Annotated in this window: 1 protein-coding gene and 1 pseudogene; one reads left to right on the top strand and one right to left on the bottom strand. The window is 55.9% G+C overall.

Going from position 1 to position 2,315, the window contains the following annotated elements:
- Positions 1-354: type II toxin-antitoxin system RelE/ParE family toxin (locus ACSQ83_RS35755; protein ID WP_436231360.1), on the top strand; the 354-nt coding region annotated here is incomplete at its 5' end.
- 526 nt (positions 355-880) lie between these two features.
- Here the strand turns inward: ACSQ83_RS35755 and ACSQ83_RS35750 are convergent.
- Positions 881-2,220, bottom strand: a pseudogene (locus ACSQ83_RS35750) (MFS transporter).
- Positions 2,221-2,315 lie beyond the last annotated feature (95 nt).

The raw sequence follows: 2,315 nt of genomic DNA, 5'->3' as shown, positions 1-2,315 counted from the left end.
GCGTACTTCTCGCAAATGAGGGCTAAGCCCGTCATACCGACAAGGCTAGCCAGGCAGGACGTCGAGGACGAGGTGACGCACTACCTCGTAGACGAAGGCTCGGAGCGGGCTGCGCTCGGATTCATCGCGGAGATCGAGCAGGCTTACGAGCGTCTCTCCAAGCACCCGAACATCGGGTCTCCCCGTTACGCGTACGAGCTGGGTATCCCAGACCTGCGGTCGTGGCCACTGGATCGGTATCCGCACCTAATCTTCTATATTGAGCGCGATGCTCATGTGGAAGTCTGGCGCGTGCTCAACGGCAAGCGTGATATTCCGGCTTGGCTGGAGAGCAACGACGATGAGACTCATTGACAGCCTCTGCACGACACCAGGTCCGTGAGGAGCATTCACGCACTTCCCCCTTTTGCCGCCCCATCGTGCACGGACATTGCATCTAACCAGCAGCCCTCCCCGCCATGCGCAGACTGACACCTCGCACCTTGGAGGCACCATATGTCCGAATTTGTGCAGCGGCCCACTGCACAAAATGATAACCCACTCGCCTTAATACGCATAGGACTGCGAACTAAATTTCGATCATTTGATTTATGTCAAACGGGTGGGGAAACCTATCGAGTACGACGCGTGCGATCTTTAATTTGGCCTACTCAAATGTGAACCGCAATACCGACATCGTACGAAGCCGTCACAGTGCGCGCAAAAATTTACGCCGGCAACCGTAGCCCGATTAGGGCCTAACCATTGCAAGCTTGTATTTGCGGGGTTCGCGTATGCAGGTCAATGGCCCGCATACGCGAATGCTCACCGGCAACTATCAGCCGTGAGCTCGTGCGAAACAGCTCTCCTGTCCGCTAGCATCGCACGCGCCCCGTGAGGCTCATTGTTCAATGTGCAACAGCGGTTCCCTCAGGCCGGCCATGCGTCCTTCTGACCGGATGGATCTTGCCAGCAAAGGTACGAGGATGAGTCCCAAAATCGACGCACCGACGACGACCGAAAACCCCGAAGTGCTTTTCCCAGAAGCACCTTCCGCTAATCCAAACAGGTACGGACCTACAAAACCGCCGATTAGTCCAATGGTGTTAATGAACGCTAATCCGGCGGCAGCCTAATGCCGTGAAGCCGCTTCATCGAAATCGCCCAATACAGCGGCAAGACGCCACCACCGAAGAACGCCGTAACAACGAATAGAGCAAGCCTCACTTGGAGCGAGTCCGTTGAGATAAACAGGATCGCACTGACGGCGAAACCAGCGGTCAATACGCCAAGATAAAGACAATCGTTTGTCACACGACGATGTATGCGCGGTAATACCAATACACCGAGCAGAACGCCAATGCCAACACTGCTCGACAGCATCCCAACTACCAACGATGACTTCGCATGCATCTGCTGGATCATCGCCGGCACGAAGAACACAAGTCCAACGAATGCCACCTGATTCAGAAAATAGATCAGCCCGGTCAGCACAGTAGCCGGCTCCTTCAACGCGGCCATCCAGTTATTCGATAAAAGATTTAAATGTGCGGCGTCTGGCACGGCACGAGTTTCGAGGATGCTCGCTTCCTCCTTCGATAACCAGCTTGCGTCGGATGGCTTTTCCGGCAGCTTGAACCATAGGATCACGCCGACCACGATAGTAGGCAAACCCTCGACTACAAAGAGCCATTGCCAGCCGTGCAAGCCGGCTAAGCCATCCATTTGCATTAAGGCGCCGCCCAGCGGATTGCCTAACATCAGCGCGAGTGCGGGCGCAGTGTAAATCCAGCCGACCGCAACCGAGCGATCCTTCGGAGCAAACCAGAGGGTGATCATGTACATCAGCGCAGGGAACAGGCCGGCTTCAGCGATCCCAAGCAGCACTCGGATTGTGTAGAAGGAATATTCGCCTTGAACGAACATCATCGCCGCCGAAAGTGCGCCCCAAGTGACAGCGATTCGTGCGATCCAGCGGCGCGGCCCAAAACGGTGGGCGGCAAGGTTGCTCGGCACTTCGAGTAATGCATACCCGACAAAGAAGATGCCTGCGCCAAGCCCATAAGCAGCCGCATCGATGCTCAGATCGGCAGCAAGTCGCGCCTTCGCCAGAGAGACGTTCGTGCGATCGAGATACGACATGAAATAGATCAGACACATGAGCGGGATGAGCCGCAGCATCGCTTTGCGCGTCGCGTCGCGGTGCATTTCATCGCTGCTGCCAATGATGGGAGTTGCCATGCCGTCTCCTTCCGAAATTGTTGTCGTTCTTAGTGTCCGCATGACCAGCGTATCTGGCGCCGTCAAACCGTGAGATCTGTCGGGCTTTAAGCGAC

Origin of the sequence: Caballeronia sp. LjRoot29 (assembly GCF_964252755.1) — a bacterium.
Classification (GTDB): domain Bacteria; phylum Pseudomonadota; class Gammaproteobacteria; order Burkholderiales; family Burkholderiaceae; genus Caballeronia.
Note: the sequence above shows the minus strand (reverse complement) of the source record. Positions and strands in the feature narration are given on the sequence as shown.